This is a genomic window from Segatella buccae ATCC 33574 (genome assembly GCF_000184945.1).
GTDB lineage: Bacteria > Bacteroidota > Bacteroidia > Bacteroidales > Bacteroidaceae > Prevotella > Prevotella buccae.
On the sequence record NZ_GL586317.1, the window covers coordinates 1 to 1,031 of the forward strand.

The 1,031-nt window shown below is 37.3% G+C and carries 2 protein-coding genes; one reads left to right on the forward strand and one right to left on the reverse strand.

Annotated features, from left to right (window positions below):
• The coding region (locus tag HMPREF6485_RS13035) for a restriction endonuclease subunit S (RefSeq protein ID WP_004347207.1) at window positions 1-552 on the forward strand (552 nt) is incomplete at its 5' end.
• Here HMPREF6485_RS13035 and HMPREF6485_RS13040 read toward each other — a convergent pair.
• A partial coding sequence (locus tag HMPREF6485_RS13040; protein ID WP_004347210.1) for a restriction endonuclease subunit S occupies window positions 547-1,031 on the reverse strand: 485 nt, incomplete at its 5' end. The two genes, HMPREF6485_RS13035 and HMPREF6485_RS13040, sit on opposite strands and share 6 nt — an antisense overlap.

Below are 1,031 nucleotides of genomic sequence, written 5' to 3' on the forward strand. Positions count from 1 at the left end.
ATAGGAAGAGATACCATAGATATCTCCAATGAGATATTATTTGATTTGCCATGTAGTTGGCAATGGGTTCGATTCGGTCAAATTGTTAGAATGAGTATTGGGAAGACCCCTGCACGAGGAGAAGTTAGCTATTGGACAAAAGCTACAATACCATGGGTTTCCATATCTGACATGACAAATTGTGAGCATATAAATAAAACAAAGGAAAAAATTTCTGTCGCAGCATCATCCGTAATGGGAGGGATTTCTCCTGTTGGTTCTTTGTTGATGAGTTTCAAACTTACAGTCGGTAGAACTTCAATTCTCAACATTGACGCATACCATAATGAGGCAATTATATCCATTTTCCCATTCATTGATGATAAGTATGCTTTGAGGGATTATCTTTTCTACACACTACCCTTTTTATCAAATATGGGCAATTCTAAAGATGCTATTAAAGGGAAAACTCTCAATTCTAAGAGTCTCAAAAGTTTACTAATTCCCTTACCCCCATTAAGAGAACAGCGCTATATTATTGATCGACTGGAAGAATTATATGCCCACTTATAGTCGGGCATATAATTCTTCTATAGCATTTGCAATTCTTTTCTGCTCTTGAAATGGTGGAATGCCAATTATCAAAGAATAGAAGATTTCTTTATTCAAATGAGGAATAGCAGCACCTTTCTTAGAGTTACGTAGCAAATCTTTGTAGAACTGAATGAAGTATAGTACATAAGGTAGATGCATACTACAACTTACCCATAATTGCTTAAAAGTGCTACCCATGTAGCCGTCATGAGGAACAGTAAAAACTTCACCTGAGTTCTCTCCGTCTACAAGAATGATGCTATTTCCCTTGGCTACGAACTTCCCTTTGTCCAAATAAGTACCAGTAGATTTACCACGCAAATACTTAGCATCAAGACAAATGTATTGACCTTCTTTCTTCTCGCCATCAATAAGTCTGCAAATATGCGAAAGCCTAACCACTTCCCATGTGCTTGGAAAGTCGTAATCCGATTCAATCGGGACCGCTATTCCATCTT